At 48.5% G+C, this 17,193-nt stretch carries 19 protein-coding genes; 10 read left to right on the forward strand and 9 right to left on the reverse strand.

Going from position 1 to position 17,193, the window contains the following annotated elements; translation table 11 throughout:
* Positions 1-164: 164 nt before the first annotated feature.
* On the reverse strand, positions 165-992 hold the full coding sequence (gene nadE, locus A7098_RS04515) for an ammonia-dependent NAD(+) synthetase (protein WP_000175015.1): 828 nt from the start codon (positions 990-992) through the stop codon (positions 165-167).
* A 200-nt stretch (positions 993-1,192) separates the two neighbouring features.
* On the opposite strand from nadE, the gene osmE reads away from it, so the two are divergent.
* From osmE to chbG, 7 genes are all read left to right on the forward strand, one after another.
* Positions 1,193-1,531 (forward strand): osmotically-inducible lipoprotein OsmE, encoded by a 339-nt coding sequence (gene osmE, locus A7098_RS04520; RefSeq protein WP_001039038.1) that lies wholly within the window; start codon positions 1,193-1,195, stop codon positions 1,529-1,531.
* Positions 1,532-1,831: 300 nt separating this feature from the next.
* Positions 1,832-2,152, forward strand: coding sequence for a PTS N,N'-diacetylchitobiose transporter subunit IIB (chbB, locus tag A7098_RS04535; protein WP_000412169.1), 321 nt, complete (start codon positions 1,832-1,834; stop codon positions 2,150-2,152).
* 81 nt (positions 2,153-2,233) lie between these two features.
* Positions 2,234-3,592, forward strand: coding sequence for a PTS N,N'-diacetylchitobiose transporter subunit IIC (gene chbC, locus A7098_RS04540; RefSeq protein WP_105280405.1), 1,359 nt, complete (start codon positions 2,234-2,236; stop codon positions 3,590-3,592).
* A gap of 50 nt (positions 3,593-3,642) precedes the next feature.
* Entirely contained in the window at positions 3,643-3,993 is a 351-nt protein-coding gene (chbA, locus tag A7098_RS04545) for a PTS N,N'-diacetylchitobiose transporter subunit IIA (RefSeq protein WP_000968919.1), read from the forward strand.
* 7 nt (positions 3,994-4,000) lie between these two features.
* Complete coding sequence (gene chbR, locus A7098_RS04550) at positions 4,001-4,843, forward strand: transcriptional regulator ChbR (protein WP_105280406.1); 843 nt, start codon at positions 4,001-4,003, stop codon at positions 4,841-4,843.
* 119 nt (positions 4,844-4,962) lie between these two features.
* Positions 4,963-6,315 carry a 6-phospho-beta-glucosidase gene (gene celF, locus A7098_RS04555; protein WP_032225306.1) on the forward strand — a complete coding sequence of 451 codons (1,353 nt, stop codon included), beginning with the start codon at positions 4,963-4,965 and terminating at the stop codon, positions 6,313-6,315.
* A gap of 12 nt (positions 6,316-6,327) precedes the next feature.
* Positions 6,328-7,077, forward strand: a complete 750-nt coding sequence (gene chbG, locus A7098_RS04560) for a chitin disaccharide deacetylase (protein WP_105280407.1) — start codon at positions 6,328-6,330, stop codon at positions 7,075-7,077.
* A 46-nt stretch (positions 7,078-7,123) separates the two neighbouring features.
* On the opposite strand, the gene katE is transcribed toward chbG, so the two are convergent.
* Entirely contained in the window at positions 7,124-9,385 is a 2,262-nt protein-coding gene (katE, locus tag A7098_RS04565) for a catalase HPII (protein ID WP_105280408.1), read from the reverse strand.
* A gap of 182 nt (positions 9,386-9,567) precedes the next feature.
* On the opposite strand from katE, the gene cedA reads away from it, so the two are divergent.
* Positions 9,568-9,831 (forward strand): cell division activator CedA, encoded by a 264-nt coding sequence (gene cedA / locus A7098_RS04570; RefSeq protein WP_001241547.1) that lies wholly within the window; start codon positions 9,568-9,570, stop codon positions 9,829-9,831.
* Positions 9,832-9,876: 45 nt separating this feature from the next.
* Here the strand turns inward: cedA and tcyP are convergent, their stop codons facing one another.
* The 3 genes from tcyP to hxpB all read right to left on the reverse strand — a co-directional run bounded on the left by tcyP (position 9,877) and on the right by hxpB (position 12,822).
* Positions 9,877-11,268, reverse strand: coding sequence for a cystine/sulfocysteine:cation symporter (tcyP, locus tag A7098_RS04575; RefSeq protein WP_001010734.1), 1,392 nt, complete (start codon positions 11,266-11,268; stop codon positions 9,877-9,879).
* Between the two features lie 132 nt (positions 11,269-11,400).
* On the reverse strand, positions 11,401-11,991 hold the full coding sequence (locus A7098_RS04580) for a metal-dependent hydrolase (RefSeq protein WP_105280409.1): 591 nt from the start codon (positions 11,989-11,991) through the stop codon (positions 11,401-11,403).
* Between the two features lie 162 nt (positions 11,992-12,153).
* On the reverse strand, positions 12,154-12,822 hold the full coding sequence (gene hxpB, locus A7098_RS04585) for a hexitol phosphatase HxpB (RefSeq protein ID WP_000106829.1): 669 nt from the start codon (positions 12,820-12,822) through the stop codon (positions 12,154-12,156).
* 146 nt (positions 12,823-12,968) lie between these two features.
* Between hxpB and A7098_RS04590 the strand changes: the two genes are divergently transcribed.
* Positions 12,969-13,505, forward strand: coding sequence for a YniB family protein (locus A7098_RS04590; RefSeq protein ID WP_105280410.1), 537 nt, complete (start codon positions 12,969-12,971; stop codon positions 13,503-13,505).
* A 40-nt stretch (positions 13,506-13,545) separates the two neighbouring features.
* Here A7098_RS04590 and A7098_RS04595 read toward each other — a convergent pair whose 3' ends face one another.
* The 3 genes from A7098_RS04595 to pfkB all read right to left on the reverse strand — a co-directional run bounded on the left by A7098_RS04595 (position 13,546) and on the right by pfkB (position 15,833).
* Positions 13,546-14,406: a fructosamine kinase family protein gene (locus A7098_RS04595; RefSeq protein ID WP_105280411.1), complete on the reverse strand. Its 861-nt coding sequence runs from the start codon at positions 14,404-14,406 to the stop codon at positions 13,546-13,548.
* A 105-nt stretch (positions 14,407-14,511) separates the two neighbouring features.
* A complete protein-coding gene (ghoS, locus tag A7098_RS04600; protein WP_000896962.1) occupies positions 14,512-14,802 on the reverse strand; it encodes a type V toxin-antitoxin system endoribonuclease antitoxin GhoS in 291 nt (96 codons plus the stop codon).
* 98 nt (positions 14,803-14,900) lie between these two features.
* A complete protein-coding gene (pfkB, locus tag A7098_RS04605) occupies positions 14,901-15,833 on the reverse strand; it encodes a 6-phosphofructokinase II (RefSeq protein WP_000251748.1) in 933 nt (310 codons plus the stop codon).
* A 282-nt stretch (positions 15,834-16,115) separates the two neighbouring features.
* Here pfkB and A7098_RS04610 point away from each other — a divergent pair, with 282 nt between their 5' ends.
* Positions 16,116-16,874, forward strand: coding sequence for a YdiY family protein (locus tag A7098_RS04610; protein WP_000771389.1), 759 nt, complete (start codon positions 16,116-16,118; stop codon positions 16,872-16,874).
* A 59-nt stretch (positions 16,875-16,933) separates the two neighbouring features.
* Here A7098_RS04610 and yniD read toward each other — a convergent pair whose 3' ends face one another.
* Entirely contained in the window at positions 16,934-17,041 is a 108-nt protein-coding gene (gene yniD, locus A7098_RS04615) for a small membrane protein YniD (protein WP_105280412.1), read from the reverse strand.
* Positions 17,042-17,193: the final 152 nt, after the last annotated feature.

Consider the following 17,193-nt stretch of genomic DNA (forward strand, 5'->3'; position numbering starts at 1 on the left):
GTCGATGACAAAAGTAACACCGCCTGATGCGCTACGCTTATCATGCCGACTCGCCCCCTGCAATGAATTGAATTTGCGAAGTTTTGTAGGCCGAATAAGGCGTTCACGCCGCATCCGGCATGAACAAAGTACGTTTTTGCGTACAAGCCATTATGTGCAAATTATTACTTTTTCCAGAAATCATCGAAAACGGTAATTGGCGGACGGCGTTTATGTTCGGTTTTCAGATACCAGTTTTCTATTGTTCTGGCGACCTGTTCGGGCACGGCTTTCCCTTCCAGATAGTCATCAATGTTGTCATAAGTGACGCCAAGCGCCACTTCATCCGGCAGAGAAGGGCGGTCATCTTCCAGATCGGCGGTGGGTGCTTTCTTATAGAGATGTTCCGGGCAACCTAATGCCGCCAGTAACTGTTTACCCTGACGCTTGTTCAGACGGTATAGCGGGTTAATGTCAGTACCACCGTCACCGTATTTAGTAAAGAATCCGGTAATGGCTTCTGCCGCATGATCGGTGCCAACCACGACACCGTTGGTCATGCCTGCAATGCTGTATTGCGCTTTCATCCGCTCACGCGCTTTTTCATTGCCGCGAACGAAATCGCTTAATTCAATACCTGCTTCGCGCAGCGCCTGTTCGCTGGCCAATACCGCGCCCTTGATATTCACGGTTAATACGCGATCCGGTTGAATAAAGGCAATGGCGTCCTGACAATCCTGTTCATCAGCCTGAACACCGTAGGGCAGGCGCACGGCAATGAATTGCAGTGCCTCGTTGCCCGTTTCCTGACGAAGCTCGTTAATTGCCATTTGACACAGTTTCCCGGCAAGAGTGGAGTCCTGACCACCACTAATACCAAGTACGAGTGATTTAATGAACGGATAGGTTTGCAGATAGCTTTTCAGAAAATCGATGCTGCGGCGAATTTCCTCTTCGGCATTAATCTGCGGTTTTGCGCCCAGCGCCTTTATTATTTGTTGTTGCAATGTCATTGAACCCCTCCAGACAGAAAAATAAAACTTCCTTAAAGCTAACCCGTTGCTACTGAAACGACAAGTGACAGCAGGTTGAATGGCGGTTAAAACGTCATACAGGAATCCTCTGAAAGCGGAGCCGTTTCGTTCACAGGCTTGAAAAAGCCCCCGATGTGTTCCAGGCTTATCTAACACGCTGATAAACAAGAGGACGGAATATGAACAAGAATATGGCAGGAATTCTGGGTGCAGCGGCGGTATTAACCATGCTGGCAGGTTGTACGGCGTATGATCGTACCAAAGACCAGTTTGTACAGCCTGTGGTGAAAGACGTCAAAAAAGGCATGAGCCGGGCGCAGGTTGCACAAATTGCGGGTAAACCTTCGTCTGAAGTGAGCATGATCCATGCTCGTGGTACTTGCCAGACCTATATCCTGGGTCAACGTGATGGTAAAGCAGAAACCTATTTTGTCGCCTTAGATGATACCGGACATGTTATCAACTCTGGCTATCAGACCTGTGCCGAATACGACACCGATCCACAAGCAGCGAAGTAATTTCTTCGCCTGAAAGCTTGAGTTACACCGGAAACCGGCCATTGCGCCGGTTTTTTTTTGCCCCGTGTTCTTATTTATTGTCGCGAATTATTTAACCGAAATGTGAAGGAGGTCATAACAACAGGTCAAGGAGAGACAATTTGTATGGTCAAAGAAATACTATCGTTCAGGTCAATACCGTATACTCTTTTCAGCCACCAAAAAAAGTCATGTTGGTTTCGCAAGTTACCCAGAGCATGGAAGCAGGTGAAGGCTTGCGGAGTGTCTGGCTGACAGATAATCGTTGATGAGGGCAGTTTTATGGAAAAGAAACACATTTATCTGTTTTGTTCTGCGGGCATGTCTACCTCTTTACTGGTATCAAAAATGCGCGCACAGGCAGAAAAATATGAAGTTCCGGTCATTATTGAAGCATTTCCGGAAACACTGGCGGGTGAAAAAGGTCAGAATGCCGATGTCGTGTTATTAGGGCCGCAGATTGCTTATATGTTGCCCGAAATCCAGCGTTTGTTACCCAACAAACCCGTTGAAGTCATTGATTCACTGTTATATGGCAAAGTCGATGGTTTAGGCGTGCTTAAGGCTGCAGTTGCAGCAATTAAAAAAGCCGCAGCAAATTAATTTTTAAATTTTTCCGTCAAAGAGTTATTTCATAAATCTATACCGCAATACTTTAATTGCGGTTTTTAAGGGTATTTTTCTATGAGTAATGTTATTGCATCGCTTGAAAAGGTACTCCTCCCTTTTGCAGTCAAAATAGGAAAACAGCCACACGTTAATGCAATCAAAAACGGATTTATTCGCTTAATGCCGTTAACCCTTGCGGGGGCCATGTTTGTATTAATCAATAACGTTTTTCTGAGCTTTGGGGGGGGGGCGTTTTTTTACTCCTTAGGTATTCGCCTCGACGCTTCAACCATTGAAACACTTAATGGCCTGAAAGGTATTGGCGGAAACGTATACAACGGAACATTAGGGATTATGTCTCTAATGGCGCCGTTTTTTATCGGTATGGCGCTGGCAGAAGAGCGTAAAGTCGATGCGCTCGCGGCAGGGTTGTTATCCGTTGCGGCATTTATGACCGTCACGCCTTATAGTGTCGGTGAAGCTTACGCGGTCGGCGCTAATTGGTTAGGTGGCGCGAATATCATCTCCGGGATTATTATCGGCCTGGTGGTGGCAGAAATGTTTACCTTTATTGTCCACCGCAACTGGGTGATTAAATTACCCGACAGTGTACCGACATCGGTCTCACGTTCTTTCTCAGCATTAATTCCCGGCTTTATTATTCTTTCTGTGATGGGGATTATTGCCTGGGCGTTGAATACCTGGGGCACTAACTTCCATCAGATTATTATGGATACCATCTCGACGCCGCTGGCATCGTTGGGTAGCGTGGTCGGCTGGGCGTATGTGATCTTTGTTCCGCTGCTGTGGTTCTTCGGTATTCACGGCGCACTGGCGCTGACCGCGCTGGACAACGGCATTATGACGCCGTGGGCGCTGGAAAACATCGCCACCTATCAACAATATGGCTCCGTCGAAGCGGCGCTGGCAGCCGGTAAGACCTTCCATATCTGGGCCAAGCCGATGCTGGATTCCTTTATTTTCCTTGGTGGCAGTGGTGCGACTTTAGGCCTGATCCTGGCTATCTTTATCGCTTCTCGCCGTGCTGATTATCGTCAGGTGGCAAAACTGGCGCTGCCGTCGGGCATCTTCCAGATTAACGAACCGATTCTGTTTGGCTTGCCGATTATCATGAACCCGGTGATGTTTATCCCGTTTGTTCTGGTGCAACCGATTCTGGCGGCAATTACTCTGGCGGCGTACTACATGGGCATCATCCCACCGGTGACTAACATTGCACCGTGGACCATGCCAACCGGTCTGGGAGCCTTCTTTAATACTAACGGTAGCGTCGCCGCATTGCTGGTCGCACTCTTCAACCTTGGCATCGCAACGCTGATATATCTGCCATTTGTCGTGGTGGCAAACAAAGCGCAGAACGTGATTGATAAAGAAGAGAGCGAAGAAGATATTGCTAACGCCCTGAAATTTTAATCGATGCCGGCACGGGCAATCGTGCCGGTAAGAATAGAGAGGAACGATGTATGATGGATCTCGATAATATTCCTGATACGCAAACGGAAGCTGAGGAACTGGAAGAAGTGGTGATGGGGCTTATCATCAACTCCGGACAAGCGCGCAGCCTGGCGTATGCGGCGCTGAAGCAGGCGAAGCAGGGTGATTTTGCAGCGGCAAAAGCCATGATGGATCAGTCGCGGATGGCCTTGAATGAAGCGCATCTGGTACAGACGAAACTGATTGAAGGCGACGCGGGTGAAGGCAAGATGAAAGTGAGTCTGGTGCTGGTTCACGCCCAGGACCATTTAATGACTTCCATGCTTGCACGTGAACTGATTACCGAATTAATTGAGCTTCATGAAAAACTGAAGGCATAAGGAGTCGATGATGCAGCCAGTGATTAATGCGCCGGAAATTGCCACTGCCCGTGAACAGCAGTTGTTTAATGGCAAAAATTTCCATGTGTTTATCTACAATAAAACGGAAAGTATTACTGGATTGCATCAGCATGACTATTATGAATTTACCCTGGTTTTAACTGGTCGTTATTTCCAGGAGATTAACGGTAAGCGCGTGTTGCTGGAACGGGGCGATTTTGTTTTTATTCCGTTAGGATCACACCATCAAAGTTTTTATGAGTTTGGTGCCACGCGCATATTGAACGTTGGGATCAGTAAACGTTTTTTTGAACAGCATTATTTGCCGTTGTTGCCTTATTGCTTTGTTGCTTCACAGGTTTACCGAACTAATAATACTTTTCTTACCTATGTGGAAACTGTGATTTCTTCATTGAATTTCAGCGAAACCGGTCTGGAAGAATTTGTTGAGATAGTCACTTTTTATGTCATTAACCGTTTACGTCATTACCGCGAAGAACAGGTGATTGATGATGTGCCACAGTGGTTAAAAAGTACGGTTGAAAAGATGCATGATAAAGCGCAGTTCAGTGAAAATGCGCTGGAAAATATGGTGATGTTATCGGCTAAATCGCAGGAGTATTTGACGCGTGCGACTCAGCGATATTATGGCAAAACGCCGATGCAGATTATTAATGAAATCCGCATTAACTTTGCCAAAAAACAACTGGAAATGACCAACTATTCTGTGACTGATATTGCATTTGAAGCCGGTTATAGTAGCCCAAGTCTGTTTATTAAAACGTTTAAGAAACTAACATCTTTTACACCAAATAGTTATCGTAAGGAATTGACTGAATTTAATCAGTAGCTATTGTCACTGATCATTAAATTTACATGCGTGCCTTATTTATCCTGGGGAGACCGGGATATTCCTGACGTAGAGGCAGGTATGAAGAATATCAGTATTTCCTGATGAAGGGAGAAATTATGAGCCAGAAATTAAAAGTCGTCACTATTGGTGGCGGGAGTAGTTATACCCCGGAACTGCTGGAAGGGTTTATTAAGCGTTATCACGAATTGCCAGTGACTGAATTATGGCTGGTGGATGTCGAAGGTGGTAAGGCAAAACTGGATATTATCTTTGATCTCTGCCAGCGAATGATCGATAACGCTGGTGTACCGATTAAACTTTATAAAACGCTTGATCGTCGTGAGGCGCTGAAAGGGGCTGATTTTGTCACTACCCAACTGCGCGTAGGTCAATTACCAGCACGCGAACTGGATGAACGTATTCCGTTAAGTCATGGTTATCTTGGCCAGGAAACTAATGGTGCGGGTGGCCTGTTTAAAGGTCTGCGCACCATTCCTGTGATTTTTGACATCGTAAAAGATGTCGAAGAACTTTGTCCGAATGCGTGGGTGATCAACTTCACTAACCCAGCGGGAATGGTCACTGAAGCGGTTTATCGTCATAGCGGATTTAAACGCTTTATCGGCGTATGTAATATTCCGATTGGCATGAAAATGTTTATCGGCGATGTTTTAGCCTTGAATGAGAACGATGATTTATCTATCGATCTGTTCGGCCTGAACCACATGGTGTTTATTAAGGATGTGTTGGTAAATGGCAAATCACGTTTTGCCGAATTGCTCGACGGCGTGGCGTCAGGGCAGTTAAAAGCGTCTGGCGTAAAAAACATTTTCGATCTGCCGTTTAGCGAAGGCTTAATTCGGGCACTGAACCTGTTGCCGTGTTCCTATTTGCTTTATTACTTCAAGCAAAAAGAGATGCTGGCGATTGAAATGGGTGAGTATTACAAAGGCGGCGCGCGTGCGCAGGTGGTACAGAAAGTCGAGAAGCAACTCTTTGATCTGTATAAAAACCCGGATCTGAAAGTGAAACCGAAAGAGCTGGAGCAGCGCGGTGGAGCTTATTACTCTGATGCAGCGTGCGAAGTCATTAACGCTATCTACAACGACAAGCAAACGGAACATTACGTTAATATCCCGCATCATGGGCATATTGATAATATTCCGGCAGACTGGGCGGTAGAAATGACCTGCACGCTGGGGCGCGATGGCGCGACGCCACATCCGCGCATTACGCATTTCGATGACAAAGTGATGGGGCTGATTCACACCATCAAAGGCTTCGAGATTGCGGCCAGCAACGCAGCACTTAGCGGGGAATTTAACGATGTGTTACTGGCGCTAAACCTTAGCCCGTTGGTGCATTCCGATCGCGATGCTGAGTTGCTGGCGCGTGAGATGATTCTGGCGCATGAGAAATGGCTGCCAAATTTTGCCGACTGCATAGCAGAACTCAAAAAAGCACATTAACCGGGGCTGATTATGGAACGCTTACTGATTGTTAATGCCGATGATTTTGGCTTAAGCAAAGGTCAGAACTACGGCATTATCGAGGCCTGTCGCAATGGGATTGTCACGTCGACGACGGCGCTGGTGAATGGGCAGGCTATTGACCATGCGGTGCAGTTGAGTCGTGATGAACCGAGTCTGGCCATAGGGATGCACTTTGTCCTTACTATGGGCAAGCCACTGACAGTTATGCCGGGGTTAACTCGCGATGGTGTGCTGGGAAAATGGATCTGGCAGTTGGCAGAAGAAGATGCTTTACCGCTGGAAGAAATTACTCAGGAGCTCGCCAGTCAGTATTTGCGTTTCATTGAGCTATTTGGACGCAAACCTACACATCTTGATAGCCATCATCATGTGCATATGTTCCCGCAGATTTTCCCGATTGTTGCCAGGTTTGCGGCTGAAGAGGGGATTGCGTTGCGGGCGGATCGTCAGATGGTGTTTGATTTGCCGGTCAACCTGCGCACTACCCAGGGATTCAGTAGCGCGTTCTATGGTGAAGAGATTAGCGAGTCACTGTTTCTGCAAGTGCTGGATGATTCCAGCCATCGCGGTGAACGTTCGTTGGAAGTGATGTGCCATCCGGCGTTTGTCGATAATACAATTCGCCAGAGTGCTTATTGCTTTCCACGGTTAACGGAGCTGGAAGTGTTGACATCAGCATCGTTGAAGTATGCCATTGCCGAGCGAGGTTATCGGTTGGGTAGTTATCTTGATGTGTAAGGAAGTTTGTAAAGTCACTCCACTGGGGGAGTGACTTTATTCATATTTACGCCGGAATTTTATCAATCTTAGGAATACGTGACCATACGCGGTGCGCTGCCATTAGCGTTAATAGTTCATCCATAAAACTACCGTCGGCTCTGTCGGCTTCCACGATCCCTTCTTCACCCTGGTCATCAACCTTGATTGTCGCCTTAAACTTGCGTGCGTCTCCTGCCAGCGCAATCGGTTTAAGGTGTTTGTAGGCTTCCATCAGGTAATAGTTTGCATCGCCGTTGTCGGCAATATCGGCGATATTGCCGCAAGGGACAATCACCGCATCGACCGTCAGCGATGGTGCCCCGGCAAAGGTAGCGGCTATTGGCAGCACCGTACCGTCATCGGCAGTCACTTCCCCCATCCGCGAATAAAGCAGTTTGGCATGAACGCCTTTAGCTTTCAGCGCATTGAGGATTGACAGAAGGTCTGCCGATCTCACTTCATCATTAAGCAAAATCGCTACCACACGACCTTTCACATCACCATCAGGAATGGCATACAGACTCAACGCAGGATCTTTTATCAGCCCGTTTACGTCAGGTGGCGGCGTAATATTTAGCTGATCGTCAGTCAGTTCGATACCGAGATTTTTTGCTACCGCCTGCGCCAGAGTCAGATCAATATGCGCCAACTGGTCAACGACGCGTTCACGAATATAAGGTCGTACAACTTTGCTTAACTCAAAGCTGAAACCATCGACAATATGGCGTTGCTCGAACGGCGTCTGACTTAACCAGAACAGGCGCGGATGCGAATAGTATTCGCCAAATGATGGGCTGCGCTCCCGCACTTTATTGCCTTCCACGCGCTCCTGGTATGATTCAAATCCACCGCGTTTTGGCCCCGGCGGCGTTTCGCGCGGCCAGTTATCGTTGATCGAGTTCGGTTCGTAATTCGCCGGGTTAGTGTCGATTCCCATCCGATGCATACCGTCACGCTGGAAATTGTGGTACGGGCAGGTAGGGCGATTAATCGGAATTTCATGAAAATTCGGCCCGCCAAGACGGCTGATTTGTGTATCGGTATAGGAGAACAAACGCCCCTGCAACAGCGGATCGTTGGTGAAATCCAGACCGGGGACAATATGACCAGGATGGAAAGCTGCCTGTTCGTTTTCGGCAAAGAAGTTATCCGGGTTACGGTTAAGCACCATTTTGCCGACGCGCTGAACGGGGACTAACTCTTCCGGGATGAGTTTCGTTGGGTCAAGCAGGTCGAAGTCGAATTTGAACTCATCTTCTTCGGGGATCAACTGGAAGCCCAGTTCATACTCCGGGAAGTCGCCTGCTTCAATGGCTTCCCACAGTTCGCGGCGGTGGAAGTCTGGATCACGTCCGGTAAGTTTCTGCGCTTCATCCCAAACCAGCGAGGCTTTACCTGCCAGTGGTTTCCAGTGGAAACGCACAAAGGTTGCTTTACCTTCGGCGTTAATCAGGCGGAAGGTGTGAATGCCGAAGCCTTCCATGGTGCGGTAACTGCGTGGTATTCCGCGATCTGACATCGCCCACATCACGTTGTGGAGCGTTTCTGGTTGCAGGGAAACATAATCCCAGAAGGTGTCGTGGGCGCTTTGCCCTTGCGGAATTGCCCAGTGCGGTTCTGGTTTTACCGCATGAACAAAGTCCGGAAATTTGTGTGCATCCTGAATAAAGAAGACAGGCGTGTTGTTACCCACAAGATCAAAAATGCCTTCTTCGGTATAGAACTTGGTGGCGAAACCACGGATATCACGCACCGTATCTGCCGAACCTGCGCCACCCTGAACGGTAGAGAAACGCACGAACACCGGGGTAATTTTGTTCGGATCTGACAGGAAGTCGGCTTTGGTGATATCGCTTAAGTTTTTATATGGCTGGAAATAACCGTGAGCGGCTGACCCACGCGCGTGAACGATACGTTCCGGGATACGTTCATGGTCGAAGTGGGTGATTTTCTCGCGCAGAATAAAATCTTCCAGCAGCGTTGGACCACGGCTACCGGCTCGCAGTGAGTTTTGATCGTCGGCGATGCGCACGCCCTGATTAGTGGTCAGCGCATAATTTTCACTGCCTTTGCGTACGTCTTCCAGAGAGTTTAGTTTTTCGTTACGCGTATCAGGAGCTTTCAGACTCCCAGGGGCGGTAGGTTGTGCGCCTGGCGGGGTCGGTTCAGCCGCTGGACGATGAGATCCGTCTTCAGGTGCCAGTGAGTCCATTCCCGGTTTCGCTTCGCTGGAGTCGTGTAGTGGTGACTGGTGCTGATGTGGGTTCTTTTCGTTATGTTGCGACATTGAACTCGTCTCCTTAATTCATTACTGAAAGGGCCGCTGTTTTGGTCAAAAAACCCTCTAACTATAGACCATCAGGGTGATCTCGCTCTGGAAGCGGTGCCAGAGAAGGTATTCGGGAATATACGCAAAGCAGGACGGACGGGGGGGAAATCAGCTAAACTACAATTTTTCTGATTTTTAATATGCGTTTAGTGAAGCCAGTAATGAAGAAACCGCTACGTCAGCAAAACCGCCCGATTATTAGCTATGTTCCTCGCACGGAACCTGCGCCGCCAGAACATGCGATTAAGATGGATTCGTTTCGCGATGTCTGGATGCTGCGTGGCAAATATGTTGCGTTTGTGCTGGTTGGGGAATCATTCTTGCGCTCACCTGCGTTTAATGTGCCGGAGTCGGCTCAGCGTTGGGCTAATCAGGTGCGCCAGGAAAATGAGATCGAAGAATAAATAAACGCCTGTCGAAGGACAGGCGTTTTGCGTTATAAACCAGGATTAACGGTGTGCCAGTTCGGCGTCGTCTTCGCTGTCCAGAATGGACTTATCGGTTTGCTTAAGCCACTGGCTGGTCAGCGTACCTGCGGTCATTGAGCCGCTCACGTTCAATGCAGTTCGACCCATATCGATAAGCGGTTCAACGGAGATTAACAAAGCCACCAGCGTTACCGGCAAGCCCATTGCTGGCAGAACAATCAACGCGGCGAATGTCGCACCACCACCAACACCTGCAACACCGGCAGAACTGACGGTAACAATACCGACCAAAGTTGCAATCCACATCGGATCCAGCGGGTTAATACCCACCGTTGGCGCTACCATTACGGCCAGCATTGCCGGATACAACCCGGCACAGCCGTTTTGACCAATGGTCGCCCCGAAAGAGGCGGCAAAACTGGCGATAGATTCAGGAACACCCAGACGACGCGTTTGTGCTTCAACGTTCAGTGGAATAGACGCAGCACTGGAACGGCTGGTGAAAGCAAATGTCAGCACCGGCCACACTTTGCGGAAGTATTTCAGCGGGCTGACGCCATTAATACCCAGCAGAATGCCATGCACCGCAAACATAATGATAAGACCCAGGTAGGACGCGACAACGAAGCTACCCAGCTTAATGATGTCTTGCAGGTTGGAACCGGCAACCACTTTGGTCATCAGCGCAAGCACGCCGTAAGGGGTGAGTTGCATGACCAGGCGAACCAGTTTCATCACCCAGCTTTGCAGTGTGTCGATAGCTGTTAAGACGCGTTCACCTTTCGGCGCATCATCTTTCAGCAGTTTCAGCGCAGCTACACCCAGGAATGCCGCAAAAATTACCACGCTGATAATTGATGTCGGATTCGCACCGGTCAGATCGGCAAACGGATTTTTCGGGATAAAAGACAGAATGAGTTGCGGAACACTTAAATCTGCGACTTTACCGACATAGTTGCTTTCAATAGCGTTCAGGCGAGCAGTCTCAGCGCCACCCTGAACCAGACCTTCAGCAGTCAGACCAAACAGGTTAGTCACCAGCACACCGACCAGCGCCGCAATCAGCGTGGTAAACAGCAGCGTACCGATGGTCAGAAAACTGATTTTTCCTAACTGAGATGCGTTATGCAGGCGAGCAACCGCGCTCAGAATAGAGGCGAATACTAACGGCATAACGATCATTTGCAGTAGCTGAACATAGCCGTTACCGACAATGTTAAACCACTGTACAGAATCTTTAAGTACCTGGCTGTCAGAACCATAAATGGTATGCAGAGCAAGGCCAAAGACCACGCCCATCACCAGACCCACCAGCACTTTTTTTGCCAGACTCCACTGTTTGTGGCGGGCCTGAGCCAGCACAAACAGCAGAACAACGAACACTACGATGTTCGCAATTAATGGAAAGTTCATCCCCGTTCTCCTGATCTTATTATTTCTATCACTGTGTAACAGTCATAGTGTTGGCGCAAGATTAACAGAACTGTGAGCTGGCTCTTATATTCAAATGGAATTGCTTATTCCAGAAAGGTGATTTTTGCCTTTTTAGTATTCAATCTGGTGCTTAATAAGGCGATGAAACTGGATCTGCAAGGTATTGATCATTTGCGATGACCAACGAACCGCGCTGTTTTCAGGCAGGGAATGGGGCATCCACACCGACCAGACAAATAATGCCATGCAGAGAAAACGTTCCAGCTGATTGCCCTTTTGTGGCACCAGAATTGGCAGGCGAAAGCGCCAGCGACACGGCCAGAGCAGGGGAACACCAGCCGGTGTCAGCATATCGGCAAGAATATGACTCAAATAACCCAGCACCATACCTTGCAGTGCATCAGCCGGAATAAACCAGCTTTCCGGCACCTTGAGATAAAAAGTTGCCAGCAGGGCAAATACAGCCAGCAAACTGTGGGTAAATCCACGGTGTCCAAATGCGCGGGCAATGGGTTTTGATATCCACCTTAATCGCTGCCCAAGAAACGATTTTGGGTGGTCGATGTCCGGTAACAGACACGTTAAGATCGCGGAAGGGACAATATGCCACCAGTCACCCAGTGCCAGCACGGGCGTCAGCTCGGCATTTTTGGCAAATACCGCACAAGCAATAGAAAAGAGAAGGTGACCTTCCGCCGTCATGATAAAACTCACTAAACTGTCGATACGTACAGTATAGGATTTTTATACAGTGCGCGGAAGTGGTGACGGTGTAACTCTTTATCACAAAATGATGATAAATCCGCCAGTTGAATAAAAATTCAGATAAAAAGCCAGGGGCAGTTATGGCACTGCCCGATTTTATTAGCCGAGGAGGTCGGTCGCGGTCAATTCGGTGAGAGAGGAAAGTTTTACGTTCGCCAACACAAAACGGGGATCATTTTGCGCTTCGGGCGCGGGGACGACGATAGAACGCATACGTGCCGCTTTAGAGGCGATCATGCCGTTTACAGAGTCTTCCAGCGCCACGCAGGCGAGAGGATCAACGCCCAGTTTTGCTGCACAGTCGAGATACACTTGTGGATGCGGCTTGCTGTAAGGCAGCTTTTCGGCGGAGGCGAGGGCATCGAAACTATCACGTAAGTCAAACATGGTCAGTACTTTCTCCAGCATATGTAACGGTGACGCGGAGGCCAGACCTACCAATAATCCTTGTTCTTTGCATAGCGCAACGGCCTCACGCACACCAGGCAGTAATGGTCGTGTCTCTTCAACCAGTGAAATGGCACGGGCAATAACCCGTTCAACTACCTCCTGACGACTCGGCCCATTCCACGGTTGCCGGGCATACCACAGATCGACCACCATATCGATGCGTAAACCTAAGGTGTCCGGTAGCTCGTTACGACGGGAGATATCTACCCCCAGGCTTGCCATCACATCCAGTTCGGCTCGATCCCATAAAGGTTCTGAGTCGATAAGTAATCCATCCATATCGAAAATTGCAGCAAGAATCTGACGCGGGGTTGACATTACAACCTCTCCTTTAGAGCATTATGTGTAAGGTATTAAGCAGTGCTTATGATTAAGTGCCTATCATATCGCCTTTAAAGAATGGGCGAAAACAGATATCTACAGGTAAACTAATTGAAACGACGCGTCTTAATCAAGGAGAACTCATGACGTATCAACAAGCTGGACGCATTGCTGTTTTGAAAAGGATTTTGGGTTGGGTGATTTTTATACCGACACTTGTTTCCACGTTAATTTCCTTGCTGAAGTTTATGAATGTCCGGCAAGAATCCCAGGAAGGTATCAATGCTGTAATGCTCGACTTTGCGCATGTCATGATCGATATGATGCAGGCGAATACGTCTTTTCTGAATCTGTTCTGGTACAACTCACCGACGCCCAATTTTAATGGTGGCGTGAACGTTATGTTTTGGGTGATTTTCATACTGATATTTGTGGGGCTTGCGCTGCAAGACTCTGGTGCCCGTATGAGCCGCCAGGCGCGCTTTTTGCGCGAAGGTGTTGAGGATCAACTCATTCTGGAGAAGGCTAAAGGGGAAGAGGGGTTAACGCGTGAACAGATTGAGTCACGCATTGTTGTGCCACACCATACTATTTTCTTACAGATTTTCTCACTCTATATCCTGCCGGTAATTTGTATTGCTGCGGGGTATGTGTTCTTTTCTTTGCTTGGATTTATTTAAGCAAAAGGCCGCATGGGGCGGCCATTATCATCAATTCACATCACGCTGCTAACAATCTATCCAGTGACTGCTGGGCAATAACCAAATGCTGCCCGCCAAACAACCTTGCACGGTTAAGCAACGTGTAGAGTTGGTAAATTGGTTGACGTTCGAGGAAATCTGCCGGTAGCGGTGAAACGGACTGATAGCCGTCATAGATTTGTGGCGGCTGTTCGGTATGCAGTGGCAACATCGCCAGATCGCACTCTCTGTCGCCCCAGTAACAAGCAGGGTCGAATATATACGGCCCCTCCGGGCCCAGAGCGCAGTTTCCAGACCATAAATCGCCGTGTAACAGTGATGGCTGTGGCTGATGAGAGCTCAGGCGTTGCTTAATATGCTCGACGATGGAGTCGATATTGCCGAAGGCGATCCCTTTTTCTGCTGCCAGTTCCAGTTGCCAGCCAATACGTTGTTCAGCAAAGAACGTTGACCAGCGACGTTGCCAGGTATTGGGTTGTGGAGTAGTGGAAAGTGCGTTATCGAAATCGAGGCCAAATTGCGGCTGGTCACTCCATTGATGCAGGCGCGCAATTTGCTGTCCTAAAATAAATGCGTTATGTGCATCCAACGGGCGGGGCGGGAGATAGTCCATCACCAAAAAACTGTAGTCGCGGTCAGCGCCAACAGCCCATACTTTAGGCACGCTGACCGTTTTACTGCGCGACAGTAATTCCAGCTGGTCGGCTTCGGCGGTAAAACCGGAAAGCAGTTCCCTTTCATCACATTTGACGAAAAAGTCACGTCCTGCGTAGCGTAAATGCCATGCGGCATGGACTTCTCCGCCAGGCAGTTCATTACGCAGTTCGATTTCGCCTTCACCTAACTGCTCGCTCAAAAGACGACTGATTGCCTGCCACATGATGTCTCTCCCATGTTGTCTGCCAGATCATAAGGTTAGCGCAGGAATGTGGTGCAAAAACACGAGCTAACGCACACCACAGACTGATTATTGCCCAAAAACCATTTATTTTCTGTTGCTATGCCAGTCCTCCCAGGTGGTGATTATGATCTCTGGGTCTTTGCCTGTGGCGCTTTGGGTGAGTGCGGCAACCAGCTCTCTTATTTCATCTTCACTTTGAGTACTGATAAGCCCAAAGGTGTTCGTTCCCAGCTCATGGATATTTCCGTCATCATCCGTCATGGTCAGTAAAAAACCGTCGCGTGTCAGAAAGTTATTTAACTCATTAATTTCAGTTAATGTGTCTTCATGCAACATGACAGTAATGACATAACGGACAAGATCGCCACCAGCCATAATTCACCTCTTTGTTATCACGTGATTTTTTAGCATAGTCGGAGAAACGCGTTGTCGACAGGTTTATGGTGATTCCCCCAATGATTGGGGGAATATCGCTATAAGTGGGAAAGGTAAGCGTAAATTTTTTGCGTATCGTCATGGGAGCACAGACGAGTTCCTTGATTGAGCGTGGCGGCACTGCCCGCAGCGACCCCAAAACGAACCATCTCTGCAAGAGAGGCATTTTCTGCCAGCTTCAGCGTCATCGCGCCGACCATGCTGTCACCTGCACCGACGGTACTCTGGCTTTTCACCGGTGGTGGCACAACCTGAATGCAGTTTTCGCTGTCCACCCCCAGCGCGCCCTGCGGGCCAAGGGAAACGACAACCCGTTTGGCCTTGCCGCTATTAACGATTTCCTGCGCGGCTTTGCGTACATCATCAGGCTGGGTGAGTTCGCGGTTAACCAGTGCGCTTAGCTCTTTCTGGTTAGGTTTAACCAGTTCAATATTGCCAATGGCCAGGGCTGCACTTAAAGCCTCGCCAGAACTGTCGACGATGCAGCGAATCCCTTGTCTTTGCGCAGCTGAAATAAGCTGAGTTAATTTTTCCAGCTTCACACCTGGGGGCAGGCTTCCGCTTATGACCAGAATGGCTCCAGATTCAATTTCCAGAACTTGCTCTTCAAGTTGACGAAATTCATCGTCACTTAATGTCGCGCCAGGCATGACAAATCGGTACTGTTCACCTGTAGACTCCACATGTACGTGCAGATTCTGGCGGGTCCAGTCTTTTGCTTCGACAGTCGCAACCGGGACATTTTCATCAGACAGCAGTGAAACCAGATGTTCGCCAGTCGCTCCGCCAGCCGGGAAGATTGCCGTGGCGCTCCCACCAAGGTGGGCAATGGCGCGGGCGACGTTAATACCGCCGCCACCAGGCTCGAACACCGGTGCGGTACAACGCAGTTTTCCTTCGGGATAAATTTGCGGGGTAATTGTTGCGCTATCGAGAGAGGGCGCAAGTGTCAACGTATAGATACGTACCATCATTTCCTCCTATAGGCTGATTTCAGTCTGGCACTGAATCAGTGGAAAGTGAAGAAATTAACAATATGATTTATTGGATATTTATATGAAATTAATAAGATAAAGATAAATAAATATTTGTTTTCATAATGTGCTTATTCAAAAAATGAAATAAGAAGTCGTTGCTAAGTTTTTCACTCCTTTTTATAATTTGTCACCTTTCCAGGGACGCTACTCTTTGATCCTTAAGAAAGTTTCCGGGACCGCGATGGTCTCTTTTTTTGTTGTACGGACTTTTAATAAATGAAGCTTTTGAAGACAGTTCCTGCCATCGTTATGCTGGCGGGGGGTATGTTTGCGTCTCTGAATGCAGCTGCCGATGATTCCGTTTTTACTGTCATGGACGATCCTGCCAGCGCCAAAAAACCTTTTGAAGGTAATCTGAATGCAGGCTACCTTGCACAATCAGGTAACACGAAAAGTTCTTCACTAACGGCTGATACCACTATGACCTGGTATGGGCATTCTACTGCCTGGTCGCTGTGGGGGAATGCCAGTAATACTTCTTCTAACGATGAGCGTTCTTCGGAAAAATATGCGGCGGGCGGGCGTAGCCGTTTTAATTTAACTGACTATGACTATTTATTTGGTCAGGCAAGCTGGCTGACAGACCGCTATAACGGTTATCGCGAACGCGATGTGTTGACTGCGGGTTATGGTCGCCAGTTTTTGAATGGCCCGGTACACAGCTTCCGCTTTGAATTCGGTCCTGGCGTGCGTTACGACAAATATACCGACAATGCCAGTAAAACCCAGCCGCTGGGTTATGCTTCCGGGGCTTACGCGTGGCAGTTGACCGACAACGCGAAAATTACCCAGGGTGTTTCCGTCTTTGGCGCAGAAGATACGACATTGAACTCGGAAAGCGCGTTAAATGTGGCTATTAATGAACATTTCGGTCTGAAGGTGGCGTACAACGTTACATGGAACTCTGAACCGCCTGAATCGGCTCCAGAACATACCGATCGCCGAACAACGTTATCGCTGGGATATAAAATGTAATTACTGCCGGGCCGCGACGAGCGGTCTGGCTTTTTCGTTAGCTAATAGCGTTCTACCATTCAACCCCAAATCATTGCCGCCCAACGCAGTAACAGCATAGCGTCACAAATAGCCAGTAGCACCACCACCATCTTCCAGTGTTTTTTGTCAAAACGTTTTGTCGGCATGTGTTTTCCTGCGTATTTCGAGTGGTCAATATCCGAGTGTAACAAAATGGGCAGGCGTTGCCTGTATTGATTTATATCATTTCGATCATGATGATTGCCGCTTTGCCCGATAACAAATACCGTGTAAACTGCCAGACGGTATTATCAGAAAG

Origin of the sequence: Escherichia sp. MOD1-EC7011 (assembly GCF_002965005.1) — a bacterium.
In the GTDB taxonomy this organism is placed as follows: Bacteria; Pseudomonadota; Gammaproteobacteria; order Enterobacterales; family Enterobacteriaceae; genus Escherichia; species Escherichia ruysiae.